Genomic DNA, 25859 nt, shown 5'->3' with positions numbered 1-25859 from the left:
CGCTAGGGAGCTCGGCACACGTCCCGGGGCCCGTCGTCCACACCCGGTGCCGCTCTCCACAACCCGGTCAGAACGCCTGCTCGGTGAGCGTCTCGGCCGGGGTGTCGGTCTCGCCGCCCACGACGCTGGACCGCCGCTTGCTGACCACGATGGCCACCACGATCACCAGGACCGCACCGATGGCGATCGACAGCCGCAGCGCGGTGTTGGCGCCCTCGCCGACGGACAGTCCGACGACGGCCGGGGCGATCAGCAGCGCGACCAGGTTCATCACCTTGAGCAACGGGTTGATGGCCGGACCGGCGGTGTCCTTGAACGGGTCGCCCACGGTGTCGCCGATGATGGTCGCCTCGTGTGCCGGGCTGCCCTTCCCGCCGTGCGCGCCGTCCTCGACCATCTTCTTGGCGTTGTCCCAGGCGCCGCCGGAGTTGGCCAGGAACACGGCCATCAGGGTGCCGGTGGCGATCGCACCGACCAGGTAGGCGGCCAGCGGGCCGAACCCGAGCCCGAAGCCGACCGCGACCGGCGCCAGGACGGCGAGCAGGCCAGGGGTGGTCAGTTCCCGCAGCGAGTCCCGGGTGCAGATGTCGACCACACGGCTGTAGTCGGGGCGCTCGCTGTAGTCCATGATCCCGGGGTGCGTGCGGAACTGCTCGCGCACCTCGAACACGACCCGGCCTGCGGCACGCGACACCGCGTTGATCGCCAGCCCGGAGAAGAGGAAGACGACGGCGGCGCCGACGACGGCGCCGACGACGTTGTTCGGCGACACCAGGGTGAGGGCGTTCCCGAGGTCTGACCCGGCTTCGTCCAGCGCGACGATCAGGCTGGCGTTGTAGGAGCCGAACAGGGCGGTGGCCGCGAGCACGGCGGTGGCGATCGCGATGCCCTTGGTGATCGCCTTGGTGGTGTTGCCGACCGCGTCCAGGTCGGTGAGCACCTGCGCGCCCTCGGCGTCGATGTCCCCGGACATCTCCGCGATGCCCTGCGCGTTGTCGCTGACCGGGCCGAAGGTGTCCATCGAGACGATCACCCCGGCGGTGGTGAGCAGCCCGCAGCCGGCCAGCGCGACCGCGTAGAGGGCCGCGGCGCCGCCGATGAGGAAGGCGCCGTAGACGGCGGTGCCGATGAGCAGCGCCGCGTAGACCGCAGACTCCAGGCCCAGGGAGATGCCGGAGAGGATCACGGTGGCCGGGCCGGTGAGCGAGCTGCGGGTCACGTCGCGGACGGGCCGGCGGGAGGTCTCGGTGAAGTAGCCGGTGAGCTGCTGGATCGCGGCGGCCAGCACGATGCCGATGAGCACGGAGAGGAAGCCGAGCACCTGCGGGCTGACCGCGATGTCCAGACCGTCGGAGATCGTCGGCAGGATGGTGAAGGAGGCCGCGGCGACCAGCACCAGGGAGACGGCGGCGGAGAGGAAGAAGCCGCGGTTGATCGGGGCCATCCAGTTCCGGTCGTTGCTGCTGGGGTTGCTGGCCAGGATGCCGACCACGGAGGCGATCACCCCGATCGCGGCCACCACCAGCGGGAAGACCATGCCCACGGGACCGAAGAAGATCTGGCCGAGGATCAGCGCGGCCACCAGCGTCACGGCGTAGGACTCGAACAGGTCGGCGGCCATGCCGGCGCAGTCGCCGACGTTGTCCCCGACGTTGTCCGCGATCGTCGCGGCGTTGCGCGGGTCGTCCTCCGGGATGCCGGCCTCGACCTTGCCGACCAGGTCGGCACCGACGTCGGCGGCCTTGGTGAAGATGCCACCCCCGACGCGCATGAACATCGCCAGCAGCGCCCCGCCGAAGCCGAACCCCTCCAGCACGATCGGGGCGGTCTCCTGGAAGAGCAGCAGGGCCAGCGAGGCCCCGAACAGCCCCAGGCCGACGGTGATCATCCCGCAGACGCCACCGGTGCGGAACGCGATGCGGAAGGCCGGCCGGTGCCCGCCGGCGGCCGCGGCGGCCGCCACCCGGACGTTGCCGCGGGTGGCCAGGGTCATCCCGATGAACCCGACCGCGGCGGAGAACCCGGCACCGACGAGGAAGAAGGCCGCGCGACCCAACCGGGTGCCCAGCCCGCCCTCGGCGACCGGGAGCAGGAGCAGCAACCCGAAGACGATGACGGCGAACACGGCGAGCGTCCGGTACTGCCGTCTCAGATAGGCCCCGGCACCCTCCTGGATCGCCTTCGCGATCTCCTGCATCGACGCCGTGCCCTGATCTGCGGCCAGGACGGCGCGGACCAGCCAGGCGGCGAAGCCGAGGGCGGCGAGGGAGATGAGGAGAGCGATCGCCACCAGGGCGAGGTCCCCTCCGGACAGGTCGGTGTCGGGCATGTGTTCCTCCGAGGCGAGGCGGGGCGCGCACCGGCCAGCCACCCCCGGGCTCTCGCTCGGGAGGGCCCGGCGTGGGACGCACTGTGCCGTAGGACGTGGTCCTGCCGCCAGGCTTTGATGTGATCCCGTTCACACTCGCCGTCATTCGGTCCGCTGTCCCGGGCAGCGGCTTGCACGCCGGTGTGACAGTGGGGTGGTGACGTCCCTGCGCTCCGTCCAGCGATCCGCGGACGTGCCGCCGGAGCCGATGCCCGACCCGGCCGGTGGCGCACTGCCGGGCACCGACCTGCTCGAGGCCCTGCTGTCCGGCACCGATGCCGACGACGACCCCGTGACCCACGTCCACCGGCTGCCGGCCCGCCCCAGCCGGCTGGCGGCATGGCCCGACTGGGTCGGCGCGCCGCTGCGGGACCGGCTGGCCGAGCGCGGGGTGCCGGCGCCGTTCAGCCACCAGGTCGAAGCGGCAGAGCTGGCCCGGGCCGGCAGCCACGTCGTCGTCGCCACCGGGACGGCGTCGGGCAAGTCCCTGGCCTACCAGCTGCCCGCGCTGACCGCGCTCGCCGACGACCCGCGGGCGTGCGTCCTCTACCTCGCCCCCACCAAGGCCCTGGCCCGGGACCAGCTGGCCTCCGTCGCTGCCCTGGCCGACCCCTCGGTGCGGCCGGCGGCCTACGACGGCGACACCCCGATGGAAGAGCGCGAGTGGGTGCGGCGGCACTCGCGCTGGATCGTGACCAACCCCGACATGCTGCACCGGGGTGTGCTCCCGGCCCACCAGAAGTGGTCGAGCACGCTGCGCCGGGTCGCCTACGTGGTCGTGGACGAGTGCCACGCCTACCGAGGGGTGTTCGGCTCGCACGTCGGGCACGTGCTGCGCCGGCTGCGGCGGATCTGCCGCCGGTACGGCGCCGAGCCGGTGTTCGTCCTGGCGTCGGCGACCGTGGCGGACCCCGCGCTGGCCGCCGGCCGGCTGGTCGGTGCCCCGGTGACGGCGGTGACCGAGGACGGCTCGCCGCGTCCGGGCGCGACCTTCGCGCTGTGGGAGCCGCCGCTGACCGAGCGGACCGGCGAGCACGGTGCGCCGCTGCGCCGCTCGGCCGCGGCGGACGCCGCCGGGCTGCTGGCGGACCTGGTCGAGCAGAACGCCCGCACGCTGGCGTTCGTGCGCTCCCGCCGCGGCGCGGAGTCCGTCGCCGAGCAGGCGCGGGCGATCCTGCGGTCCCGCGGCCGGGGCGACCTGGTGTCCCGGGTGGACTCCTACCGGGGTGGCTACCTGCCCGAGGAGCGCCGGGAGCTGGAGCGGGCTCTGTCGACCGGCGACCTGCTGGGCGTGGCGACCACGAACGCCCTCGAGCTGGGGATCGACATCGCCGGGCTCGACGCCGTCGTGCTCGCCGGCTACCCCGGCACCCTGGCCTCGATGTGGCAGCAGGCCGGGCGCGCCGGGCGGGCCCAGCGCGAGTCGCTCGTCGTGTTCGTCGCCCGGGACGACCCGCTGGACCACTACCTGGCCCACCACCCGCGCGCGGTGTTCGGCCGGCCCGTCGAGGCGACCGTCACCGACCCGGCCAACCCCTACGTGCTGGGCCCGCAGCTGTGCTGCGCCGCCGCCGAGCTGCCCCTGACCCACGCCGACCTGGCGGACTTCGGCGGCGAGGTGGCCGAGGCGCAGGTCGGGGAGCTGGTCGCCGAGGGACTGCTGCGCACCCGCCCCACCGGCTGGTACTGGGCCGGACGGGGCCGACCGGACGTGGACATCCGCGGCAGCGGCGCAGCGCCGGTGTCGATCGTCGAGGGCGCGACCGGCCGGCTGCTGGGCACCGTCGACGGCGATGCCTCGCACGCCACCGTGCACACCGGCGCGCTCTACGTGCACCGCGGCGAGACCTACGTGGTCGACGAGCTCGACGTCGAGGACGCCTGCGCCGTGGTGCACCCCGAGAGCCCGGAGTGGACGACGGTGGCCCGCGACACCGTCGACCTGTCGATCGTCTCCACCGACCGCACCCGCCGGCTGGGCGCCGTCACCGCACACACCGGCGTCGTGGACGTCACCAACCAGGTCGTCGCCTACCAGCGACGGCGGCTGGGCACCGGCGAGGTGCTCGCCGAGTTCCCGCTCGACCTGCCACCTCGCCAGCTGCGGACCCGGGCGGTGTGGCTGACGCTGGACGAGCGGGCGATCGACCGCGCCGACGTCGACGACGCCGCCCTGCCCGGCTCGCTGCACGCCGCCGAGCACGCCTCGATCGGGCTGCTGCCGCTGCTGGCCACCTGCGACCGCTGGGACCTCGGCGGGGTCTCCACCGCCCTGCACCCGGACACCGGCGCGGCGACGATCGTGGTCTACGACGGGCACCCGGGCGGCGCCGGTTTCGCCGAGCGCGGGTACGCGGTGCTCCGGGACTGGCTGCAGGCGACCCGGGCGACGGTGGCCAGCTGTGAGTGCGAGTCCGGCTGCCCGTCGTGCGTGCAGTCGCCCAAGTGCGGTAACGGCAACGACCCGCTGGACAAGGCCGGGGCCGTGCGGGTGCTCGACGTCGTGCTCGACGAGCTGGCGCACGCCCCGGAGCTGACGGCCGAGGAGCTGGAGGTGACCCGGAGGCCGGCGCTCCGGCCCGCCCTCCCCGGCGCCAGCACCCCCACCACGACGGAGGCCGACCCCGGCACCGAGGCGGGGACGGCCGGTCCCGACCCCGCCGACCTCGTCTTCTGACGTCCAGGCTCGAACGCCGACGCCCCGGTCATCAGCCGTCCATCAGACACGAACGAGCACAGGGCCGGCGGAGCAAAGAACTCGCCGAACGGCCGAGACGCCTGGCGACTAGCTCCAGTAGCCGCCATGACTCGGACAAATTTGACCCGTGTTGTTGCATTTGCTGCAGTTGTGCCGAGATCCTCCCCCGGTCCCCCCACACCCCGGACAGGTCTGGACACGGGCATTGCACTTCTTGCAGTTCACATGCACTCCTCGATTGACCGGCTGCGCTGTCCAGCGAGTGGGCGAAGGTTGACTAAAACGAGTCAGCCACCCCCCTCTCGATGCACTTCTTGCAGAAGATGGCCCGCACGTCCCAGTCCCCGGGAATGTCCACCGGCCGGAAGCGTTGCCCACAATTCGAGCAGTCTGAGATCGTGTACGCCTCAGGTCGAATGCCGTAGAAGTGATTGACGATCACATAAATGCACAGCACGAGGAGTGCAAGGAACAGGACTGCTGCCACCTAGACTCCCCAGGAGGTTGGCGTACGAGCATCGAAACGACGGATGCGAAGCCTGTCAGTCAGACGGCCCGATGGCAATGCCTCGACATAGGTCCCGACGCACTGCTCACGCATCCTGGTGGCACCGCGCGGACGGACACTGCAAGCACCCAACAGCCCCAGAGGCGGGGGCGGCCGCACCACGGTGCTCCTAGACGACTGCCGCGCCGACGTCAAGGCTGGATTGGACGCCGGGCGGGCCGCACTGAAGGTCGAGAGCAGCGGGCCCAATACACTGGCGACACTGGCAGCAGACCGCCGCGATGGTCTTTGCATACGCACTGAGCTCAGCGCTGCCACTTAGTTGAGCAGAGCAAACAGACGGCCGCGAGCCAACGTGACCTCTACCCGCACCTCGGCCCCGAGATCGTCGAGATCGTCGAGATCGTCGAGATCGTCGAGATACCGGAGCATGGACCGCACAGCCTTCGCCTGATCGTCGGATCCCTTCTTGAAACCGGCGACTATCTGCAGCCGACGGGCAACTTCTCTACCAACCTCCTGTCGAACACTTGCATCTCTGTCCCGAGCCGCCGCCTCGCGCAGCCAGTCACTGTAGGCGCTCTCGAATATGCCCTCTACAGATTCCCAAAAGTCGATCGCATTGAGCTCACCTTGGACTATTTCCCGAGGCAGGCGAAAAAGTTTAGACCACGTTTCCTGAGCCTCACTCAACTGGGACCGGATCTGGCGCAGGGCCTCCTCGAAGCCTGCCTGGGTTTGAACTGGAAATGGTCCAGCTGACTCAATGAGTCCCGATCTAAGGGAGTCATCTCCAGAACGCCAGGCGCCGATATGGGCTATCCACTTTGTGATGGCATCCAGCTCAGCTGGCGGCACCACGGGACTCGCATCCGGCGGTGGGGCCGCCACAGGAGGGCGTGGCTCGTTGAAACCCGCTATCGGCCTCCCAGAGGTGCCCTGCTTCCTTTCGCGCCTGCCGAACAGTCCCATGAACACTCCTCGGCGCAGATGCGATACTCATAGAGCTACGCGGCTGGCCCACCACCAACTCTAGGTCGGTAGGAACCGCGCCGGGCAATGGTGGACAGCATGGTCTTCGAGACGTACGCGCGCAACGCCTTCGGCCTTGCCAATAGGTGCACGCCCAGAAGGTGCATAGGTCACCTGGCCAAGGTTCCCAAGCAGCTTCGGGCAAGGGAACTTGCGCTCTCGCCGCCCGGGACCTGCCACGGGCTTCGGATATGGGTTCTGCACAGCCGAAGGAGACACCTGAGTTGGATGCTCATGCGTTAGCGCTGTGCACCCGGACACCGGGGCGGCGATGATCGTGGTCGGGACGGCAACCCGGGGGCGACGGTTTCGCGCGCCCCGGCCGGGACCGATCCGGTCGCCGACACCGGCGCGGCCGGTGCCGACCCCGACGACCTCGTCTTCTGACCCGGTCCCCGGCGGCGCCGGGCCGGCGCGGGCCCGGGCCGGGGCGTCGAGCACGCCGAGCGGACCCAGCCGCACCGGGACGTGCAGGTGGACCTCCACCACGGCACCCGCATCGACCTGACAGGAGTCGAGCGTCGCGCTGTTCGCCGCGGCGATCTCCTGGGCGACCGTGCAGGCCGCCGGGTCGCCCAGCACGGCCCGACCGGCGGCGGCCAGGGCCGCGAGGTCGGCAGCCGAGGTGGCGCGGTGCCGGGCCACGACGGCGGCACCGACGAGGAGCGTGGCCGCGCCGAGCAGGGCGAGCAGCCCCGCCAGCGCGACCACCCACACGGTGGCGGAACCGCGCTCACCGTGGTCCGCCGGCTCGTGGCCGGTCACGGCGAGCCGCCCGCTGCCGGTTCACGCAGGCCCGTCGCCGTCGCCGAGACCTCGATCCGCCAGAGCAGTGGCCCGAGCGGCTCGACCGTCGCTGCGACGGTCACGCGCACCGTCTCCCCCACGTCCAGATCCGTCGTCGCACCGTCGGGCGCGGCGTGCGCCGCCAGCTCGTGCACTGCGGCCACCGGCTCACCGCGGGCCGCCGCCCGAGCCCCCTCCCGGGCGGCGTCCACACAGCGCAGCTGGGCGCCGACCACGACGACCGCCGACACCGCAGCGGCCAGCACCAGCAGGAGCACGGGCAGCACCACGGCCGTCTCCGCGGTCACCATCCCGGCCTCCCGGGAGGCACCGGCCCGCCGGCCGCGGCCGGGTGTCGACACGTCGACTCAGGCGAGCGTGGCGAGCGCGGTCTGGACGAGCTCGCCGAGCGCCGCGACCACCGATCCACCGGTCACCACCTGGTAGAGCACGGCGGCGAACGCGCAGGCGGCCACCGTCCCGACGGCGTACTCCGCGGTGCTCATCCCTTCTTCGCCCGCCGCCTGGGCCGCCGCCCACCTCCGGGCCCGTGCGGCCCGCCGGCCGGGTCGCTCCTCGACCTGCGACTGCTGGTCCATGTCCCCTCCTCCGCCGGACCGCCTGCCGGTCCGTCGACCCGAGCCTGCTGCCGGCGGTGCCGCTCGCCGGCCACCGCGGCCAGGTTGTGGAGAGCGCCCCCTGTTGTGGACACCGAGCGGCACCGAGCCCCGAGGCCGTTGCTCAGCCGAACACCGCACCGGCGATGCCCAGCACCATCGGGACGACGCCCAGGCAGAGGAACGCCGGCAGGAAGCACAGCCCGAGCGGCGCCAGCACCCAGACCCCAGCCCGCTGCACCGCGGCCTCGGTCCGGCTGCGACCGGCGCTGCGCAGGTCGCCCGCGAGCCGCTGCAGGGCGGGGACGACGGCCGACCCCGACTCCCCGGCCCGCACCACCGTCCGGGCCAGTGCGTCGACCGGCGGCGGCGCCCCGGCCCAGGCCCGAGAAGGGGCGGCGCCCAGCCGGTACAGCGCGCCCACCTCGACCAGCCGGTCGCCGAGCGGACCCGGGACCGACTCCCCGACGGCCGCGACGGCTGCCCCGACCGGGGTGCCGGCCGCCAGGCAGACGGCCAGCAGGTCGCAGGCCACCGGCAGGTCCCGGGCGAGGGAGTCGGCCTCGGACGGTGGCGCACCGGACTGGCGCAGCAGCCGGTCCAGCCCGGCGGCCAGGCCCAGCCCGACGAGCGCGGCCGGCAGCCCCGCCCCGAGCACCAGGAAGGCCGCCAGCCCACCCAGGCCCGCCTCCACCCGCCGTCGCGCCGTCCCCGGCGGGCCGGTCGCCCGACGGGTCGGCCAGGACCGACCGCCCTCCCCGGGAGCGGCGAGCAGCGACCGCAGCCGGTCCCGGCGGCCGACCCCAGGCGGCACCCACAGCAGCACCGCACCGGCCAGGACCAGGACCGACAGGGCCGCGTTCACCGGGCCACCGCCTGCCGGACCAACCGGGCCGACCAGGTCAGCCCGGCCAGTTCCAGCGCCACGCCCAGCACCAGGAGCGCCGTCCCGGCGGCGGTGGTCGTGAGCACCCGCCACGGATCGGCGCCCACCCCGCTGCCCATCAGCAGGCCGAGCAGGGGCAGCCCGGCGAGCACGGTGGCGCTGGCCCGCGGTCCGGCGACCGCCGAGCGCAGCTCCTCCCCGGCCCGCAGCCGGGCCCGCAGGTCGTCCTCGACGGCGGTGACCACGCCGGCCAGTGAGCACCCGGTGCGGGTGCTCAGCCGCACCGCGGCCGCGATCCGCACGAGCGCGCGGCTCGACTCGTCGTCCGCCGGTCCCGCCGGCGGGGCGCCCAGCCGCAGGACCGGCTCGAGCGCCCGGGCGGTGCCGGGGTCCGGGCAGCCGCCGACCGCGGCCTCGGCCGCCTCCCGGAGCGGCCGCCCGGCGCGCACCTCTGCGGCCAGCACTCCGAGGGCCTCCACGAGGGCCCGGGTCCGCCGGTCGGCGGCGGCCGTCCGGCCTCGCGCCCGGAGGGCCCGGCCGGCGACGGCACCGCAGCCGGCCGCGAGCGCGGCCACGACCGGGGTGGACAGCAGCGCCGCGGCTCCCCCGCCCGCCAGCGCGAACGCCCACGGCCCACCCGGTCCCCCGGCCAGAGCACGGAGGTCCGGGCGCACCCCGCCCCGCCCCGGCACCGTGAGCCGTCGCGACCGGGCGGCGGCGCCGGAGGGCCAGGTCAGCAGCGCGGCCCCCAGGAGCAGCAGCACCGGGCTCATCCGGGCACCCGCACGCCGAGCAGGTCGGCCAGCTCCCCGCGCGCCGGGGCGGGCCCGCCGTCGGCCCGCCACCCGGCGGCCACCTCGATCAGCTCCCCCTGCCGCCGGACCACGCCCAGCTCGGCCACGCCCCGCCCCGCCGGGCTGCGCCGCAGGTGCACCACGAGCGCGAGCGCGGCCGCCGCCTGGCTGTGCACCGCAGCCCGGCCCAGGCCGGCCGCACCGCCGAGGGCCTCCAGCCGGGCCGGCAGGTCCGCTGCCCGGTTCACGTGCACCGTGCCGCAGCCACCGTCGTGGCCGGTGTTCAGGGCGGCGAGCAGGTCGACCACCTCGGCCCCGCGGACCTCACCGACGACCAGCCGGTCCGGGCGCATCCGCAGGGCCTGGCGCACCAGGTCCCGCAGCGTGACGGCACCGGCGGCCTCGACGTTGGGCGGCCGGGTGAGCAGCCGGACGACGTGCGGGTGCTGCGGGGTGAGCTCGGGTGCGTCCTCGCAGAGCACCAGGCGTTCCCCGGGGTCGACCAGCCCGAGCAGCGCGGAGAGCACCGTCGTCTTCCCGGTGCCCGTGCCGCCGGTGACCAGGAACGCCAGCCGCTCCCGGACGGCGGCGGCGAGCAGGTCGGCGCTGGCGCCGGGCAGGGCGCCCCGGGCGGAGAGGTCGGCGAAGGAGAGCACCGCCCGGCGCAGCACCCGCAGGGACAGGCAGGTACCCGACCCCGACACCGGCGGCAGGACGGCGTGCAGCCGCGTGCCGTCGGGCAGCCCGGCGTCGACCCACGGCGCGGCGTCGTCGAGCCGGCGGCCGGCAGCGGCGGCCAGCCGGACCGCGAGCCGGCGGACGGCGGCCTCGTCCGGGAACCGCACGTCGACCGGCTCCAGGCCCTCGCCGCGGTCGACCCACACCTCGCCCGGCCCGTTGACCAGCACGTCTGTGACCCCGGGCGTGCGCAGCAACGGCTCCAGGACGCCGGCCCCGGCGAGCTCGTCGGTGGCGGCCCGGACGGCGTCGAGCACCCCGCGGTCGCCCAGCAGGCCGCCGGACTCCTCCCGGACCAGGGCCGCCACGGCCGCCGGGCTGGGGGCGCCGACACCGGTGGCGAGCCGGGCGCGCACCCGCTCCACCAACGGTGGCGCCGACACCGCGGTCACGCCGCCCGCCCGGCCAGCTCGGCGAGGAGCAGTCGGCTGAGCCCACCGAGCGGGGACCGGGCGGCCACGGACGGCGGTTCGCCCCGTTCGCTCCGAGGCGCCGCCGACCGGTCGGCGGCGAGCTCGGCGAAGACCGGACGACCGACCACGTCGGCCACCTGGCCGCGGCTGAGCCCACCGGGGACGGGCCGGCTGACCACGCGCGCCGCCGACCAGGGCCGTGGATCGCCCTCCAGCAGGGCGCGGGCGGCGGCCCCCGCCCGCAGCCGGGCCGGGACGAGCAGGACACCGAGGTCGGCCTCGGCGAGCAGCGCCTCGGCGGCCGGGCTCCGGACGGGCAGGTCGAGCACGACGGCGCACCCGCTGGCCCGGGCACCCGCGCAGACGGCGAGCAGCGCCTCGGCCGGCGGCTCCTGCGGGTCCTCCCGGGAGGCGGACAGCACCGCCACCCCGGCGGCCTCGGGCAGCGCGGCGGCGAGCGCCGGCCCGGCCACCCGTCCGCTCACCCCGACCAGCTCGGGCCAGCGCAGCCCGGGCTCCCGCTCGGCCCCGAGCAGCAGGTCCAGCCCGGCGCCCCAGCCGTCGCCGTCCACCAGCAGCACCCCGCCGTCGGCGGCACCGGCCGCAGCCACCGCGAGCGCCGTCGCCAGGGTGCTCGCCCCGGCACCACCGCAGGCGCCGCCGACCACGGTCAGCCACCCCGGCCGGGCGGGCGCCTGCACCGCCGCAGCCACCCGCTCCACCAGCCACGTCTCGTCCCGGGGCAGCACCACCACCCGTTCGGCGCCGAGCTCGACGGCCGCCGGCCACACCTCGGCGGCGGGTTCACCGGTGGCGACGACCAGCAGACCCGGGCGCCGCGGCAACGCCCGCACCGGCGCACTGCCCAGCACCTCGGCACCGAGGAGGACCAGCGGCGCGTCCCGGTGGGCGCGGCGGAGCGCACCTCCCCCGGTGGCCAGCTCGGCGGTCGCGCCGGCGGCGGCGAGCAGCCGGAGCAGGTCGTCGAGCAGGTCGGGATCGGTGCTCAGGACCAGCGGGTGGGCGGGGGCGGGGGGCGCGGAGCCGAGGGCGCGCGAGGCAGCAGACACCTGCCCAGCCCAGCGGGCCGGCCGGGCCCGGCCCAGCCCCGGCGGGCATCTGTGGACGACCCGTCCGGGTGTGGACGACGGTGCGCCCGCCCGCCCGGACTGCCGATCCCCTTACCGTGTGCGATGTGACCCGCGCTGCGGCGTTCTTCGACCTGGACAAGACGGTCATCGCGAAGTCCAGCACGCTGGCCTTCGGACGACCGTTCTTCCAGGGTGGGCTGATCAACCGGCGAGCCGTCCTCAAGGGCGCCTACGCGCAGTTCGTCTTCTCCCTGGCCGGCGCGGACGCCGACCAGATGGAGCGGATGCGGAGCCAGATCACCGCGATGACCACGGGGTGGGACGTCGCCGTCGTGCACGAGATCGTCCGGGAGACACTGCACGGCATCGTCGACCCACTGGTCTACGCCGAGGCCGCCGACCTGATCGAGGCGCACCAGGCGGCCGGCCGGGAGATCGTGATCGTCTCCAGCAGCGGTGCGGAGATGGTCGAGCCGATCGGCGAGATGCTCGGGGTGGACCGGGTGGTCGCCACCCGGATGGTCACCGTCGACGGAAAGTACACCGGCGAGATCGACTTCTACGCCTACGGCGAGAACAAGGCCGCAGCGATGCGGGAGGTGGCCGCCGAGAAGGGCTGGGACCTGGCCGACTGCTGGGCCTACAGCGACTCGATCACCGACCTGCCGATGCTGGCGGCCGTCGGGCACCCCACCGCCGTCAACCCCGACAAGGGACTACGACGGGCCGCCGTCGAGCGCGGCTGGCCGGTGCTGGAGTTCACCCGCCCGGTCACCCTGCGCTCGCGGTTCTCCGGCTCCCGGACGCCGGTGGTGACCAGCGCTGCGGTCGGCGTCGGGGCCGCCATGGCCGGGCTGGCCTGGTACGCCCGGCGGCGCACACTGCGCGCCCTCCCGGCTGCCGGCAGCGGGCGCGCCGCCTCGGTCGTGGTGCCCCCCGCCGGTCGCCGTCGGCGCCGCGGCGCCTGACCGCCGGCTCGGCCCCCGCCGGGCGCTCAGCCGCCGACGCGGCTGCGCACCTCGGTGACCTTCTCGCGCACCTGGTCCAGCACCGTGCGGCTGGTGGAGACCGGCTGGAAGTCCTGCGCCGCGGTGGTCAGCGCCTGCTGCTCCTCCGGCGTCAGCTCCAGCTCGGCGGCGGCCACGTTGGACTCCAGCTGCTCGACGCTGGACGCCCCCGGGATGACCACCACCTGCGGCAGGCCGAGGAGCCAGGCCAGCGCCACCTGGGCCGGCTTCGCCTGGTGCGCGGCGGCCACGTCCCGGAGCAACTGGAGCAGCGGCTCGGCCCGGCGCAGGTTCTCGGTGCCGAAGAGCGGGTTCATCGACCGGACGCCCCCGGGGCGGTTCTCCGCCGAGTACCTGCCACCCAGCAGGCCCTGGGCGAGCGGGCTGTAGGCGATGACCACCCGGCCCTCGCGCTCGGCGAAGGGCACCAGGTCGGCCAGAGGCCCGGCGTGGGCCAGGGAGAACTGCACCTGGTTGCTCACCACCGGGCTGCCCAGCGCGCGGTCGGCCGCCTGCCAGCGGTCCAGCGAGTAGTTGGAGACCCCGACGGCCCCGATCACGCCCTCGTCGAGGAGGGCGCGCATGCCCGGCATGATCACCGAGTCCGGCACCAGCGGGTTGGCCTGGTGGACCTGGTAGAGCGGGATCCTCTCCAGCTGCAGCCGGCGGGCGCTGGCGGTCGCGCGGTTGCGGACGACCGCAGGGAACGGCGCCACCGGGAAGACCTTGCTGGCGACGACCACCTCGGCCCGGTCGGCACCGAGCGCCTCGGCGAGGATCTTCTCGCTGCGGCCGAAGCCGTACACCTCGGCGGTGTCGAAGAGCGTGACCCCGAGCTCCCGGGCCCGCCGGACGATGTCGCGCGCCGCGCCCACGGCGTACTCGTCGCCGTAGCCCCACTCGCGGGAGCCGAACTGCCAGGTGCCCAGTCCGACCCGGCTGACCTGTCCCAGACCATCGACCTCGAGGAAGCGCATCCGCCCAGTCTGGTCGCGCTGCCGCGGCGGCGCAGGACGGCGCCGCCGCGCTCAGCCGCGGAGCAGGCTCTCGCAGATCGCCAGGCCCTCGGTGGCGCCGTGCTCGGTGGCCCGGCAGCAGTGCACGAGCCAGCCGGCCACCCCCGCCGGTCCGCCGGTGCGGTAGCCCGCCAGCGCGGCGTCGTAGGCGTCCCGGCCCAGCTCGGCGAACCCGACCTCGGGCACCGAGACTGCCTTGCGGTCCAGGCCCCGGCTGATGATGACCAGCCGGCCGGCGGCGCGGGCGACCACGCCGTCCTGCACCCCGAAGGGCGCCAGCGCGGCCAGCTCGCCGTGCACCACCCCGGCCACGACGACCGCCGGCACCGTCGTCGCGCCGGTGATGAGCGAGAACAGCCCGCCCAGCCGCGGACCGGCCGAACCGCTGGGGCGGCCCAGGTCGGCCGGCTCGGCGAGGTCGGTGGCGGCCAGGACGTGCAGCCGGGCGAGCACCTGCCCGGGCGCCCGCTCCCAGGTCTCCACCATCGAGCCGAGGCCCACCGAGACCCGCAGCGCGCCCTGCACGACCGGGTCGGTGACCTCACCGGCGCGCAGGTCCGCCAGCGGCCGGTCCACGCCCTGCAGGGCAGCGGACGCCCGGGCACCGCGCAGCGCCGACTCCGCGCTCACCCCGGCGGACTCGCGGCGCAGCACCTTGTGGCCGAGCAGCCGGTCCACCGCGGCACGCGCGTCCTCGGCCGCCGCGGCGACGCCGGGCAGCTCCAGCAGCGGGGCGAGCGGGTCGGGGCCGGCCGGGCGGGCCGCGGGTGCCGGGGCTCGGCCGGCGCCGGGGCGCAGCGGGATCGTCACGCCTGCGACGGTACGAGCCGCGCCCCGCTGGTCATCGACCGCCCACCCGCGCTCAGAGCTGGTGGCCGGCGGTCCGGTCCACGTGCGCGGGGAGGGTGACGTCGGTGTCCCCGGTGGTCACCGTGCCGGTCGGCTCGAACATCAGGATCGCGCCGCCGGGCGAGGACGGCTTGTGCTCGGTGCCGCGCGGCACCACGAACGTGTCGCCCCGGTGCAACCGCACCGTGGTCTCGGTGCCGTCGGGGTCGCGCAGCGCCACGTCGAACCGGCCGTCCAGGACGAGGAAGAACTCGTCGGTGGCCTCGTGCACGTGCCAGACGTGCTCGCCCGCCGTGTGCGCGATCCGGACGTCGTAGTCGTTGACCCGGGCCACGATGCGTGGGCTGTAGACCTCGTCGAAGGTGGCCAGGGCGTCGGTCAGGTTCACCGGAGCGGGTGTCGTCATCCCGCCACCATCCCTCCTCCGCGGGTCCGCCGGCTTGAACGTTCCTGACCAGGATCGGCCCTCGGAGGGCAGCTGCCGGCCCGCCGCCTAGGCTGGACACGATGGCCGGACCGCTGACGTTGCTGCTCGTCCGCCACGGTCAGAGCGAGTGGAACGCCGCCGGCCTGATGCAGGGGCAGACCCCCCACGTGCCGCTGACCGAGCTCGGCCACCAGCAGGCCGCGCAGGCCGCCGCCGAGCTCGCCGCGCTGACCCGGGACGGCAGAGGTCCCGGCGCCCTCGTCTCCAGCGACCTGCACCGTGCCGTGCAGACCGCCGAGCACTGCGCCGCCGCCACCGGGCTGCCGCTCACCACCACGCCGGCGTTGCGCGAACAGGGCTACGGCGTGCTCGAAGGGCGACCCTCCCGCGAGCTGTGGGACGTCGTCGACTGGACCGACCCCCACTGGTCGGCCGAGGGCGGGGAGAGCCTCGCCCAGCTGCACGCCCGGGTCGCCGGCTACCTCGACCGGCTGCGCGCCGACCCGCCGGCCCCGGTCGTCGCCCTGGTCACCCACGGGGACACCATCCGGGCCCTGCAGGCGGTGGTGGCCGGTCTGGGGCCGGACCAGATGCCGGCGGTCACCCCGCACAACGGCACGGTCACGACGCTGGTGCTGACGTGAGCAGGGTCCTGGTGCTCGGCGGCTCCCGCTCGGGCAAGTCGGCGCACGCCGAGCACCTGCTGGCGGACCGGGCGGAGGTCACCTACCTGGCCACCTCCGTCGTCGACGAGACCGACGCCGAGTGGTCGGCCCGGGTCGCCGCGCACCGCGCCCGCCGCCCGGCCGGGTGGACGACGGTGGAGACCACCGCGCCCTCGGAGCTGCTGCGCTCCGGAGCGGTGCTGGTCGACAGCGTGACCACCTGGGTGGCCGCGCTGATGGACCAGACCGGCATCTGGGACGCCGTCGACGCGACCGGCGCGCACGCCGCCGGCTCGCCCACGGACGCCGCCGCGGCCCGGGACCGGCTCGCCCAGCGCTGCGACGCACTGGTCGACAGCTGGGTGATGACGCCGGCGCACGTGGTCGCGGTCAGCGACGAGGTCGGCCTGGGCGTGGTGCCCGAGACCCGGGCCGGCCGGCTGTTCCGGGACACCCTGGGCACGGTGAACCAGCGACTGGCCGCGACCGCCGACGAGGTGTGGTTCGTGGTCGCCGGGCTGCCCCAGCGGTTGCGATGAGCCCCCCGGACCAGCCGGCGACCCGCCGCCCCTGGACCGGGCCGGCGGAGTCGTTCGCCCTGCTGACCAGCCTGCGGGTGCCGGCAGCGACCTCGGCCCGTGGCGTGCTGCCCTGGGCGCCGCTGGTCGGCCTGGTCCTCGGCGGCGCGGCGGCCGCAGCCGCCTGGGCCGCCGGCCGCGCCGTCAGCCCGCTGGTCGGCGCGGTGCTCGCGATCGCCGTGCTGGCCGCGCTCACCCGAGGGCTGCACCTGGACGGGCTGGCCGACACCGCCGACGGGCTGGGTCCGCTGCGCGGCCGGGAGAAGGCCCTGGCGGTGATGCGCGCCGGGGACGTCGGCCCCTTCGGCGTCGTCACCCTGGTGCTCACCCTGCTGCTGCAGGTCGGCTGCCTGGCGCACCTGCTCACGCTGGACGGCGGCTGGCTGGCCCTGCCGGTGGCGACCGTCGCAGCCCGCGTGGCGATGGCCCGCACCGGCCTGCCGGGGGTGCCGATCGCCCAGGGCTCGTCGCTGGGCCAGGCGGTGGCCGGCACCGTCTCCCGGGGCTGGCTGGCGGGGGCGGCGCTGGTCACCGCCGCGCTCGCCGCCGGGGGCGCGCTGCTCGTCGGCCGGGACGGCCCCGTCGCCGCCCTCGGGCTGATCGCCGCCGTCGCCGCCGGGCTGGGGTCGTCGGAGGCCCTGTTCTCCCGGGCCCGCACCCGGCTGGGCGGGGTGAACGGCGACGTCATGGGCGCCATGGGCGAGGTGACGGCGGCGGTCACCCTGCTCTCCGCCGCCGTCCTGCTCGGCTGAGGTCAGCCGCCGGCGACGGACTGCACGACCATCACCTCGGCCCCCGCAGGTACGGGGGTGACCAGGCCGGCCAGCCGCCGGACCTCCTCCCCGTCGACGTAGACGTTGACGTGCCGGCGCAGCGCGCCGGTCTCGTCCCGCACCCGGCGGTCGAACACCGGGTGCTCGACGGCGAGGACGTCCAGCAGCGCGCGGACGGTGACGTCGGCGGGCAGGTCCAGCGACATCGACGTCCGGCCGCCGGTGCAGTCGGCCAGCAGCCGCGGCAGCAGCACCCGGACGGTCACGGCAGCACCGCCGCCCGCACGCAGAGCACGTCGGGCAGGTGGGAGGCGACGGTGCGGAACGACTCCCCCTCGTCCGCGCTGGCGTACACCTCACCCCCGCGGGTGCCGACGTAGACGCCCACCGGGTCGCCGACGTCCACGCAGGCGGCGTCCCGCAGCACCGCGTTGTACTCGTGGGTGGGCAGCCCGGTGGCCAGCCGCCGCCAGGTCGCACCGGCGTCGTCGCTGCGGTGCACGGCCAGCTCGCCGCCCGGCGGGATCCGCTCCCCGTCGGCGACCAGCGGGACCACCCAGATCCGCCCGCCCCGGCGGGGGTCGGCGAGCATCGCGAACCCGAAGTCCGACGGCAGCCCGTCGGAGATCGACGTCCACGAGTCACCGTCGTCGTCGGACCGGTACACGCCGTGGTGGTTCTGCGCGTACAGCCGCCGCGGGTCGGCGGCGTCCCGGGCGATCTTGTGCACGCACTGCCCGAACTCCGGCGTCGGTCCGGGCATGAAGTACGCCGAGATGCCGGAGTTGCGCGGCTGCCACGAGCCCCCGCCATCCCGCGTCCGGTAGACGCCGCCGGTGCTCATCGCGACGTGCACCGTGCCCTCGGGCCCGGGGACGACGGAGTGCGCCGCCGCCCCGCCGTAGCCGGCGCCCCACTCAGCGCGGTGCGGGTGGTCCCAGAGCCCGCGGCACAGCTCGAAGTGCTCGCCGCCGTCGTCCGAGCGCCACACCGAGATCGGCTCGCAGCCGGCCCAGACCACGCCGGGCCGGTCGGCGGAGTCCGGCTGCAGCTGCCAGATCCGCTCCACGGCGGCACCGGTGTCGGCCGGGAAGCCGATGGCGCCGCCGGCCGGTTCGTCCCACGTCTCGCCCAGGTCGTCGGAGTGCAGGACCGTGGGCCCGAAGTGCTCCGACCGGACGCCGACCATCAGCCGTCGGCGCCCGTCGCGGGTGTCGATGCCGATGCTCGGCACCTCGGTCATCAGGAAGTGCGGTGCGGACAGCGACCAGTCGCGCCGGTCCTCGCTCGTCGCGAGCCAGAGCCCCTTGCGCGTGCCGATCGCCAGCAGAGTCGTCGCCATGCACCAGTAGACCGCCGGACACCGACGGATTCATCGGCCTGATCCCGCGGAGTTCACCTCGACGGAGCTCGTGCTCTGCTCACTGGGGGTGAGCAGAGCACGAGCCTCTCGGCTCCCCACCTGTCGGCCGGCGCTCAGACCGGCTGCTGGGCCGGCGTCTCGCCGCCCTCGAGATCGCCCTCGGTGTCCAGGTAGGCCTGCTGCAGCTCGGCCAGCAGCGCCGGGTCCGGCTCGGCCCACATCTTCCGGTCGACCGCCTCCAGCAGCCGCTCGGCGATGCCGTGCAGCGCCCAGGGGTTCGACTGCTCCATGAACTCCCGGTTCTCCGGGTCCAGCACGTAGCTCTGCGCGAGCTTCTCGTACATCCAGTCGGCGACGACGCCGGTGGTGGCGTCGTAGCCGAACAGGTAGTCCACCGTCGCGGCCATCTCGAAGGCGCCCTTGTAGCCGTGCCGGCGCATCGCGGCCAGCCACTTGGGGTTGACCACCCGGGCGCGGAACACCCGCGAGGTCTCCTCCACCAGCGAGCGGGTGCGCACGTGCTCGGGGCGGGTCGAGTCGCCGATGTAGGCCTTCGGCGACGAGCCGGTCAGCGCGCGCACCGTGGCGACCATGCCGCCGTGGTACTGGAAGTAGTCGTCGGAGTCGGCGATGTCGTGCTCGCGGGTGTCGATGTTCTTGGCCGCCACCGCGATCCGCCGGTAGGAGGTCTCCATGTCCGCCCGGGCCGCGACACCGTCCAGACCGCGGCCGTAGGCGTAGCCGCCCCACACCGCGTAGACCTCGGCCAGGTCGGCGTCGGTGCGCCAGTCCCGGCTGTCGATCAGCGACAGCAGCCCGGCCCCGTAGGCACCGGGCTTGGAGCCGAACACCCGGGTGGTGGCGCGCCGGCGGTCGCCGTGCTCGGCGACGTCGGCGTCCACGTGCGCCTTCACGTAGTTCTGCTCCGGCGTCTCCTCCAGCCCGGCGGCCAGGGTGACGGCGTCGTCGAGCATGGTCACCACGTGCGGGAAGGCGTCCCGGAAGAACCCGGAGATGCGCACCGTGACGTCGATCCGCGGCCGGCCGAGCTCCCCCAGCGGGATCGGCTCCAGCGTCGTCACCCGGCGGGACGCCTCGTCCCAGACCGGCCGGACCCCGAGCAGCGCGAGCACCTGGGCGACGTCGTCGCCGGAGGTGCGCATCGCCGAGGTGCCCCACACCGAGAGCCCGACCGAGCGCGGGTGCTCCCCGGTCTCGGAGACGTACCGCTCGACCAGGGACTCGGCCAGGCCCTGCCCGGTCTCCCAGGCCAGTCGGGAGGGCACCGCGCGCGGGTCGACGGAGTAGAAGTTGCGCCCGGTCGGCAGCACGTTGACCAGCCCGCGCAGCGGCGAGCCCGACGGCCCGGCGGGCACGTACCCGCCGTCCAGGGCGTGCAGGGCCATGTCGATCTCGTCGGTCGTCTTCGCCAGCCGCGGCACGACCTCGGCGACCGCGAAGTCCAGCACCCGGCTGACCTCGGCGTGCGGCCCGCCCAGCACCTCGGCGACGGTCGGCGCGACGGCGTCGGCGGTCCAGCCGGCCGCCTCCATGGCGGTGACCAGGGCCAGCGCCCGGGCCTCGACCTCGTCGGTCTCGTGCAGCCCCGCCGAGCCGTCCTCCACCAGGCCGAGCGCCTCGCGCAGGCCGGGCATCGCGACCGAGCCGCCCCAGATCTGCCGGGCCCGCAGGATCGCCAGCACCAGGCCCACGCGCGCGTCGCCCTCCGGTGGGGAGCCGAAGACGTGCAGGCCGTCACGGATCTGGCTGTCCTTGATGGCGCAGAGCCAGCCGTCGACGTGCAGGATCATCTCGTCGAACTCGGCGTCGTGCGGCCGGTCGTCCAGGCCCAGGTCGTGGTCGAGCTTGGCGGCCTGGATCAGCGTCCAGATCTGCTGCCGGACGGCGGGCAGCTTGGGCGGGTCCATCGCGGCGATGTTGGCGTGCTCGTCGAGCAGCTGCTCCAGCCGGGCGATGTCGCCGTAGGTCTCGGCACGGGCCATCGGCGGCACCATGTGGTCGATCAGCACCGCGTGCGCCCGGCGCTTGGCCTGCGAGCCCTCACCGGGGTCGTTGACCAGGAACGGGTAGACCATCGGCAGGTCGCCCAGCGCGGCGTCCGGGGCGCAGGACGCCGAGAGCCCGACGGTCTTGCCGGGCATCCACTCCAGGTTGCCGTGCTTGCCCACGTGGACGACCGCGTGCGCGCCGAAGGACGAGCGCAGCCAGTGGTAGGCGGCCAGGTAGTGGTGGGACGGCGGCAGGTCCGGGTCGTGGTAGATGGCGATCGGGTTCTCCCCGAACCCGCGCGGCGGCTGGACCATCACCACGACGTTGCCGGCCCGCAGTGCCGCGAACACGATGCAGTCGTCGGTCGGGTCCACGAACAGCTCACCGGGCGGCGGCCCCCAGTGCTCCACCATCCGGTCGGTCAGCTCGGCGGGGAGCGTGTCGAAGAACCGGCGGTACTCCGCGGCCGGGATGCGCACCGGGTTGCCGGACAGCTGCTCGGCGGTCAGCCAGTCCGGGTCCTGGCCGCCGGCCTCGATCAGCGCGTGCACCAGCCGGTCGCCGTCCAGGTCGGCGACGCCGGGCAACGAGCCCTCGCCGTCGAACGGGCCGATGTCGTAGCCCTGCCCGGCCATCGCGGCCAGCAGCCGGACCACCGAGGCGGGGGTGTCCAGGCCGACCGCGTTGCCGATCCGGGCGTGCTTGGTCGGGTACGCCGACAGCATCACCACGATCTTCCGGTCGGCCGGTGCGGTGTGCCGCAGCCGGGCGTGCGCGACGGCGGTGCCGGCCACCCGGGCAGCCCGCTCCGGGTCGGGCACGTAGGAGGTCAGGCCCTCGTCGTCGACCTCCTTGAAGGAGAACGGCACGCTGATGATCCGGCCGTCGAACTCCGGGATCGCGACCTGGTTGCCCACGTCCAGCGGGGAGAGCCCGTCGTCGTTGGCCGCCCACGTCGCCCGCGGGGTGCCGAGCACCAGACCCTGGATCACCGGGACGTCGAGGCGGGCCAGCTCGCCGACGTCCCAGGCGCCGTCGTCCCCACCGGCGGAGGCGGTGGCGGGCTTGGAGCCGCCGGCCGCCAGCACCGTGACGACCATCGCGTCCACGGTGCGCAGCACGTCGAGCATCTCCGGGGCCACCGCGCGCAGCGAGGCGCAGTAGACCGGCACCGGCACGCCGCCGGCGGTCTCGATCGCCTCGCACAGCGTGTGCACGAACGCGGTGTTCCCGGCCAGGTGGTGCGCCCGGTAGTAGAGGACGGCGACCCGCGGGCCGGTCGCGGTGCTGGGGCGGTCGAGCAGCCCCCAGTCCGGCGCGACGGCCGGGGCGTCGAAGCCCTCGCCGTCCAGCAGCACGGTGTCGGCCAGGAACCGGTGCAGCTCCACGATGTTGTCGGGCCCGCCCTGGGCCAGGTAGGCGTGCGCGTCGGTGGCCACGCCCATCGGCACGGTGGACAGCGCCATCAGCTCGGCGTCGGGCAGCTGCTCCCCGCCCAGCACGACGACCGGCAGGCCGCTGTCGAGCAACGGCCGCAGCATGTCCTCGTACTTGCGGGCGGCCCCGAGGATCCGGACGACGACCAGGTCGGTGCCCGCGGCGAACTCGGCGAGCTCACCGGTGCCGACCCGGTAGGGGTTGCCGAGCTTCCAGTCCGACGCGCTGGCCCGGGCCGAGAGCAGGTCGGTGTCGGAGGTGGAGAGCAGGGTGAAGGTGCGTGCGCTCAAGGCAGTGCCTCCCTCGGGGTCCGCGCCCCGGGTCGTCGAGCACGGCAGCCGGAGTGTCTGGCTCGCCTCCGCGTCGTCGACGCCGAGGCTCACAGTGGCGGGACCGCGCCGGGTTCGCACCGGCTTCCTCGCGCACTGCCGTGATGTGCCGGTGACGCTACCGGGCCGCAGGCTCCCGGGACCCGGGCAGCACCGGTTCGATCCCGCCGGGAACGGGCCCGTTCACCGGCAGCACCTCCCCGTCCGGCAGGTCGTCGAGCTCGCGGAGCGGGCGCATCACCAGCACCGACAGCCCGGCCAGGACGACGGCGCCGACGAACACGGCGAAGGCCGTGCGCAGCCCGGTGGTGTCGACCAGCACGCCGGCCGCGACGTGCCCCGCCGGCCCGGCGGCGTAGGCGCCGGAGGCGACGATCCCCAGCACCCGACCGCGCAGGTGCGGCGGCACCCGCCGCTGGAACGCCAGGTTGACCAGCGGGTTGATCGGGCCGAACAGCAGCCCGGCGAGCGCACCGCAGCCGAGCAGCACCGGGTAGGGCGGCAGCGCCACGAACGGCACGAGCGCGACCGACGCCCCCACGGTGGCGACCCGCAGCACGAGGCTGCGGGGCAGCCGGTGGCCCAGCGCCCCCTGCAGCAGGCTCCCGAGCACCCAGCCGCCGCTCATCACCAGGAGCAGCAGGCCGAGCCGGCCGGGGGCGCCCTGCTCCTCGAACAGCACCGGCAGCAGCACCGCCGAGATCGGCAGGTACGTCGCCGAGACGAGGACGGCGACCAGGGCGGCGCACCGCACGAGCCGGTCGTTGCGGAGCACCGCGATCCCCTCGGCGGTGTCGGTGAGGACCCGCCGGACCGCGCTGCCGGAGGACTCCGCCCGGGGGTCCGGGCGCCCTCCGCCGGGGACCCGGACGAGGGCGACGACGACGGCCGACAGCCCGAAGGCGACCGTCGTGGCCCACAGCGCCGGGACCGTGCCGACGAGGCCGATCAGCACGCCACCGATCGCCGGCCCGATGAAGAACGCCGACCCCCACACCGCCTCGTGGACGCCGTTGACCCGGGAGAGCGGGAGCCGGGCGGCCGCAGCGGCCTCCGGGAGCATCGCCTCGCGCGCGGTCACCCCGGCCGGGTCGAGCAGTGCCCCGAGGGCGGCCAGCGCGACGACCGTCCCCAGCCCCAGCCCGCCCGTCGCCAGCTCCAGCAGCGGGATGGCGGCGACCGCCGCCGCGGAGACGACGTCGGAGACCACCGACACCCGGCGCCGGCCGACCCGGTCGACGACGACGCCCGCGAGCACCGCGGTGAGCACCAGCGGCAGCGCCGTCCCGGCGGCGACCAGGCCGGCGCCGGCCGCGCCGCCGCCGCGCTCGAGGACCAGCCACGGCAGGACGACGGCGGTGACCCCGTTGGCCGTGCCGGAGAGCAACGTCGCCGCCTCGACCGCGAGCAGCGGCAGCCGCCGGGGCCGGACGGCAGGCCGCTCGCTGGGGGCGGCGGTCACCGGAGAGGTGCGGCTCGCAGCCACCGCACGCCCAGGGCGACGCCGAGCAGGGTGACCCCGCACCACACGGCCGCCGAGGCGACGTACCCGACGAGCGCCGCCGTGGCGAGCGCGGCGGAGGCGGTGAGGAAGGAGGCGAGCAGCGGGACCGTGGTCAGCGTGGTGAAGTCGGTGCCCGCCGTGGCCGGGCGGGAGAGGTCCATGCTCACCGTGTAGACCACGACGTTGAGCGCGGTGTAGGCGACGAGGAAGCCGCTGAGCGCCACGACCGTGCCGACCAGCGGCGCCGACCCCAGCAGCAGCGGGACCAGTCCGGCCGTCGAGACCGCCAGCGCGGCACCGCCGCCGACGAGCACCGCCGCCCGGCCCCAGCGGCGGACCAGCCACCCCGCGAGCGGGCCGGCCAGCGCCGCGGGCACGCTGATCACGACGCCGGTGACCACGCCGATGCGGGTGAGCGACCACCCGGCGTCCACCAGCGCGGCACTGGGCAGGGCGTACACCCCGGCTGCACCGCCGTAGACGAGCGGCACGACGCCCAGCGCCCACACCGGCACGCCGGGGCGGCGGAACACCCCGATCAACGCGGCCCAGGCGGCGTTGCCCGGTGGCCGCGGGTCGCGGGCCGGCTCACGGAACCGGAGCACCACCGCGAGCGCGACCACGGTGAGGGCCGCGAGCAGCAGCACCGCCGCGGTCCACCCTGCGCGGTCGTACACCAGGACGCAGAGACCGCCGCCGAGCACGGTGCCCAGGTAGCTGGCGCCCACCTGCACGCCGTTGCCGAGCCCGCGGTCCTGCGGGCGCAGCAGCCGCACGGCCAGGGCGTCGGCCGCCACGTCCTGGGTCGCCGACAGCAGCACGTAGACGGCGCAGACGACGACGAGCGGGCCGAGCGAGGCGGCCGGGTCGTCGAACGGCAGGAGCGCGAGGAGTGCGAGCACCATGCCGCTCTGCAGGACCAGCAGCCAGGAGCGGTGGTGCCCGAGCCGCCGGGACCCGTACCGGTCCAGCAGCGGCGCCCAGAGCAGCTTGAGCGGCCAGGCCAGGCCGAGCAGCGAGATGAGCGAGAGGTCGGCGAGGGAGACGCCGTCGGCCCGCAGGATCGCGACCAGCCCGACGGTGAGGAAGCCGATGCCGACGTACTGGGTGACCCACAGGGTCGTGAGCAGCGCCCACGGCGGTCGGCCCGCCGCCACCGGCGAGGTCTCGGCGACGGCGGGTGTGGACGGGGCGGTCACGTCGTGCGCCAGTAGGCGAGTGCGGACACGCGGTCCTTGCCGACGCCCAGGTCGCGGCGCAGGTGCCGGGTCAGCGCCCGGGTGGCGGTTGCCTCGCAGGCCACCCAGAACCAGTCCTGCGCCGGGTCGGCTGCCGCGTCCGCGGCCCAGGCACCCGTCACGGCGGCCTGCAGCGCCTCACCCGGAGCGGCGCCGTCGCGGTCGACCCACACCACCTCGTGCCCGGCCCGGGCGCGCACGGGGAGGTCGCGGTCGGCCGGGTGGCCGGCCTCGAGCCAGACCCGCGCGGGCGTCGTCGGGTGGGCGTCCAACAGCGAGTTCACCGCCGGCAGGGACGCCGGGTCACCGACGAGGTGCACCACCCGGGTCGCCGACGGCGGCTGGGCCTCGCGGGTGCCCTGCACCGTCGCCTCGATGGTGCTGCCGGGCTGCACCGCGACGGACCAGTCCGCGGCCGGGCCGTCGTGGAGGGCGAACTCGAGGTCGAAGGTGCCCGCCACCGGGTCCGGGTCGACGAGCGTGTAGGCCCGCTGGTGGGGTCGCCCGTCATGGGAGAACCACAGCCGGACCCACATCGCGGGGTGCGGCGGGCAGGCGGCGAGCAGCCCGCCGTCGGAGACCCGGACCCGCTGGTACTGCTCGCTGACCCGCTCGTTCCCGCGCACGGTGAGGACGAAGTCCTTACCGCGCATCGCCTTGAGGACCACGCCCTCCCAGCCGTGCTGCATCGCTCGTCCCTCTCGCCGTGACCCCGGCAGGACCCCCGCGCAC

23 protein-coding genes and 1 riboswitch are annotated in these 25859 nt (G+C 75.1%); of the genes, 5 read left to right on the top strand and 18 right to left on the bottom strand.

What is annotated here, in order from left to right:
- Nucleotides 1–67: 67 nt before the first annotated feature.
- Nucleotides 68–2329, bottom strand: coding sequence for a sodium-translocating pyrophosphatase (locus O2V61_RS02205; RefSeq protein WP_269181703.1), 2262 nt, complete (start codon nt 2327–2329; stop codon nt 68–70).
- Between the two features lie 196 nt (nt 2330–2525).
- On the opposite strand from O2V61_RS02205, the gene O2V61_RS02200 reads away from it, so the two are divergent.
- Nucleotides 2526–5045, top strand: a complete 2520-nt coding sequence (locus tag O2V61_RS02200; protein ID WP_269181702.1) for a DEAD/DEAH box helicase — start codon at nt 2526–2528, stop codon at nt 5043–5045.
- Between the two features lie 847 nt (nt 5046–5892).
- On the opposite strand, the gene O2V61_RS02195 is transcribed toward O2V61_RS02200, so the two are convergent.
- The 8 genes from O2V61_RS02195 to ssd all read right to left on the bottom strand — a co-directional run bounded on the left by O2V61_RS02195 (nt 5893) and on the right by ssd (nt 11910).
- On the bottom strand, nt 5893–6546 hold the full coding sequence (locus O2V61_RS02195) for a hypothetical protein (protein ID WP_269181701.1): 654 nt from the start codon (nt 6544–6546) through the stop codon (nt 5893–5895).
- A 60-nt stretch (nt 6547–6606) separates the two neighbouring features.
- Nucleotides 6607–7371 (bottom strand): Rv3654c family TadE-like protein, encoded by a 765-nt coding sequence (locus O2V61_RS02190; RefSeq protein WP_269181700.1) that lies wholly within the window; start codon nt 7369–7371, stop codon nt 6607–6609.
- Nucleotides 7368–7754, bottom strand: coding sequence for a TadE family type IV pilus minor pilin (locus O2V61_RS02185; RefSeq protein ID WP_269181699.1), 387 nt, complete (start codon nt 7752–7754; stop codon nt 7368–7370). Before O2V61_RS02185 ends, O2V61_RS02190 begins: the two co-directional genes overlap by 4 nt.
- 6 nt (nt 7755–7760) lie before the next feature.
- Nucleotides 7761–7991, bottom strand: coding sequence for a DUF4244 domain-containing protein (locus O2V61_RS02180; RefSeq protein ID WP_269181698.1), 231 nt, complete (start codon nt 7989–7991; stop codon nt 7761–7763).
- A gap of 142 nt (nt 7992–8133) precedes the next feature.
- Nucleotides 8134–8874: a type II secretion system F family protein gene (locus tag O2V61_RS02175; protein WP_269181697.1), complete on the bottom strand. Its 741-nt coding sequence runs from the start codon at nt 8872–8874 to the stop codon at nt 8134–8136.
- Entirely contained in the window at nt 8871–9668 is a 798-nt protein-coding gene (locus O2V61_RS02170; RefSeq protein WP_269181696.1) for a type II secretion system F family protein, read from the bottom strand. Before O2V61_RS02170 ends, O2V61_RS02175 begins: the two co-directional genes overlap by 4 nt.
- Nucleotides 9665–10819: a TadA family conjugal transfer-associated ATPase gene (locus tag O2V61_RS02165; protein WP_269181695.1), complete on the bottom strand. Its 1155-nt coding sequence runs from the start codon at nt 10817–10819 to the stop codon at nt 9665–9667. Before O2V61_RS02165 ends, O2V61_RS02170 begins: the two co-directional genes overlap by 4 nt.
- A complete protein-coding gene (ssd, locus tag O2V61_RS02160; RefSeq protein ID WP_269181694.1) occupies nt 10816–11910 on the bottom strand; it encodes a septum site-determining protein Ssd in 1095 nt (364 codons plus the stop codon). Before ssd ends, O2V61_RS02165 begins: the two co-directional genes overlap by 4 nt.
- A 125-nt stretch (nt 11911–12035) precedes the next feature.
- Here ssd and O2V61_RS02155 point away from each other — a divergent pair, with 125 nt between their 5' ends.
- Entirely contained in the window at nt 12036–12899 is an 864-nt protein-coding gene (locus O2V61_RS02155) for an HAD family hydrolase (protein WP_269181693.1), read from the top strand.
- 26 nt (nt 12900–12925) lie between these two features.
- Here O2V61_RS02155 and O2V61_RS02150 read toward each other — a convergent pair whose 3' ends face one another.
- From O2V61_RS02150 to O2V61_RS02140, 3 genes are read right to left on the bottom strand one after another with little or no spacing between them, the layout of a single operon-like run.
- Entirely contained in the window at nt 12926–13915 is a 990-nt protein-coding gene (locus O2V61_RS02150; protein ID WP_269181692.1) for an aldo/keto reductase, read from the bottom strand.
- 51 nt (nt 13916–13966) lie between these two features.
- Nucleotides 13967–14764, bottom strand: a complete 798-nt coding sequence (locus O2V61_RS02145; RefSeq protein ID WP_269181691.1) for an oxidoreductase — start codon at nt 14762–14764, stop codon at nt 13967–13969.
- Between the two features lie 52 nt (nt 14765–14816).
- On the bottom strand, nt 14817–15209 hold the full coding sequence (locus O2V61_RS02140) for a cupin domain-containing protein (protein WP_269181690.1): 393 nt from the start codon (nt 15207–15209) through the stop codon (nt 14817–14819).
- 101 nt (nt 15210–15310) lie between these two features.
- On the opposite strand from O2V61_RS02140, the gene O2V61_RS02135 reads away from it, so the two are divergent.
- Genes O2V61_RS02135 through O2V61_RS02125 form a run of 3 tightly spaced genes read left to right on the top strand, consistent with a single transcriptional unit; the run spans nt 15311 to nt 17225 of the window.
- Nucleotides 15311–15874, top strand: coding sequence for a histidine phosphatase family protein (locus O2V61_RS02135; RefSeq protein WP_269181689.1), 564 nt, complete (start codon nt 15311–15313; stop codon nt 15872–15874).
- Complete coding sequence (cobU, locus tag O2V61_RS02130; RefSeq protein WP_269181688.1) at nt 15871–16434, top strand: bifunctional adenosylcobinamide kinase/adenosylcobinamide-phosphate guanylyltransferase; 564 nt, start codon at nt 15871–15873, stop codon at nt 16432–16434. Before O2V61_RS02135 ends, cobU begins: the two co-directional genes overlap by 4 nt.
- Nucleotides 16431–17225 (top strand): adenosylcobinamide-GDP ribazoletransferase, encoded by a 795-nt coding sequence (locus O2V61_RS02125; protein WP_269181687.1) that lies wholly within the window; start codon nt 16431–16433, stop codon nt 17223–17225. Before cobU ends, O2V61_RS02125 begins: the two co-directional genes overlap by 4 nt.
- A gap of 2 nt (nt 17226–17227) precedes the next feature.
- Here the strand turns inward: O2V61_RS02125 and O2V61_RS02120 are convergent, their stop codons facing one another.
- The 6 genes from O2V61_RS02120 to O2V61_RS02095 form a co-directional block, all read right to left on the bottom strand.
- Nucleotides 17228–17512: a MoaD/ThiS family protein gene (locus tag O2V61_RS02120; RefSeq protein ID WP_269181686.1), complete on the bottom strand. Its 285-nt coding sequence runs from the start codon at nt 17510–17512 to the stop codon at nt 17228–17230.
- Nucleotides 17509–18588, bottom strand: coding sequence for a WD40/YVTN/BNR-like repeat-containing protein (locus tag O2V61_RS02115; RefSeq protein WP_269181685.1), 1080 nt, complete (start codon nt 18586–18588; stop codon nt 17509–17511). Before O2V61_RS02115 ends, O2V61_RS02120 begins: the two co-directional genes overlap by 4 nt.
- Nucleotides 18589–18722: 134 nt before the next feature.
- Nucleotides 18723–22346: a cobaltochelatase subunit CobN gene (gene cobN, locus O2V61_RS02110; protein ID WP_269181684.1), complete on the bottom strand. Its 3624-nt coding sequence runs from the start codon at nt 22344–22346 to the stop codon at nt 18723–18725.
- A 51-nt stretch (nt 22347–22397) separates the two neighbouring features.
- A riboswitch (cobalamin riboswitch) is annotated at nt 22398–22476 on the bottom strand.
- Nucleotides 22477–22503: 27 nt separating this feature from the next.
- Nucleotides 22504–23847, bottom strand: a complete 1344-nt coding sequence (locus O2V61_RS02105) for an MFS transporter (RefSeq protein WP_269181683.1) — start codon at nt 23845–23847, stop codon at nt 22504–22506.
- A complete protein-coding gene (locus O2V61_RS02100; RefSeq protein ID WP_269181682.1) occupies nt 23844–25088 on the bottom strand; it encodes an MFS transporter in 1245 nt (414 codons plus the stop codon). The genes O2V61_RS02105 and O2V61_RS02100 overlap by 4 nt, the downstream gene beginning before the upstream one ends.
- Nucleotides 25085–25816: a siderophore-interacting protein gene (locus O2V61_RS02095; protein ID WP_269181681.1), complete on the bottom strand. Its 732-nt coding sequence runs from the start codon at nt 25814–25816 to the stop codon at nt 25085–25087. Before O2V61_RS02095 ends, O2V61_RS02100 begins: the two co-directional genes overlap by 4 nt.
- Nucleotides 25817–25859 lie beyond the last annotated feature (43 nt).

Source organism: Modestobacter sp. VKM Ac-2985, assembly GCF_026967925.1.
Lineage (GTDB): Bacteria > Actinomycetota > Actinomycetes > Mycobacteriales > Geodermatophilaceae > Modestobacter.
This window is presented reverse-complemented; position numbering and strand designations above follow the sequence as displayed.

Excerpts from the sequence above, each read along its gene's own strand:
- O2V61_RS02170 (WP_269181696.1), bottom strand. The coding sequence starts at position 9,668 with ATGAGCCCGGTGCTGCTGCTCCTGGGGGCCGCGCTGCTGACCTGGCCC.
- O2V61_RS02140 (WP_269181690.1), bottom strand. The coding sequence starts at position 15,209 with ATGACGACACCCGCTCCGGTGAACCTGACCGACGCCCTGGCCACCTTC.
- O2V61_RS02125 (WP_269181687.1), top strand. The coding sequence starts at position 16,431 with ATGAGCCCCCCGGACCAGCCGGCGACCCGCCGCCCCTGGACCGGGCCG.
- O2V61_RS02135 (WP_269181689.1), top strand. The coding sequence starts at position 15,311 with ATGGCCGGACCGCTGACGTTGCTGCTCGTCCGCCACGGTCAGAGCGAG.
- O2V61_RS02205 (WP_269181703.1), bottom strand. The coding sequence starts at position 2,329 with ATGCCCGACACCGACCTGTCCGGAGGGGACCTCGCCCTGGTGGCGATC.
- O2V61_RS02150 (WP_269181692.1), bottom strand. The coding sequence starts at position 13,915 with ATGCGCTTCCTCGAGGTCGATGGTCTGGGACAGGTCAGCCGGGTCGGA.
- O2V61_RS02195 (WP_269181701.1), bottom strand. The coding sequence starts at position 6,546 with ATGGGACTGTTCGGCAGGCGCGAAAGGAAGCAGGGCACCTCTGGGAGG.
- O2V61_RS02180 (WP_269181698.1), bottom strand. The coding sequence starts at position 7,991 with ATGGACCAGCAGTCGCAGGTCGAGGAGCGACCCGGCCGGCGGGCCGCA.
- O2V61_RS02095 (WP_269181681.1), bottom strand. The coding sequence starts at position 25,816 with ATGCAGCACGGCTGGGAGGGCGTGGTCCTCAAGGCGATGCGCGGTAAG.
- O2V61_RS02115 (WP_269181685.1), bottom strand. The coding sequence starts at position 18,588 with ATGGCGACGACTCTGCTGGCGATCGGCACGCGCAAGGGGCTCTGGCTC.